Annotated in this window: 1 protein-coding gene; it reads right to left on the bottom strand. The window is 59.7% G+C overall.

The genetic code is table 11. The features are described 5' to 3' along the window. Positions 1–236 (bottom strand): cell division protein FtsQ/DivIB (locus tag SB764_RS44585; RefSeq protein ID WP_410867385.1); only part of this gene is annotated, 236 nt, incomplete at both ends.

Genomic DNA, 236 nt, shown 5'->3' with positions numbered 1-236 from the left:
CTGGACAAAGCCGGCAGCGCCCGTTTCCGCATCACGTCCGACGAAAAGCGGCAGGGCGGCGAATTTATTGTCGCGCAGCGGCGCGATCACGCTGCCGCTTTTTTCGATCAGCGACAGTTCCGAACCGTGCTGCCAGATGCCGAAGGCCTCACGCTCCTTCAACCGAACCTCAACCGTCTTCGGATAGACCTTACGGATATCGACATCTTCCACCCAGGGAAGCTGGACGAGCTTGC

It is taken from the genome of Paraburkholderia sp. SIMBA_027 (assembly GCF_046535315.1).
Lineage (GTDB): Bacteria > Pseudomonadota > Gammaproteobacteria > Burkholderiales > Burkholderiaceae > Paraburkholderia > Paraburkholderia tropica.
This window is presented reverse-complemented; position numbering and strand designations above follow the sequence as displayed.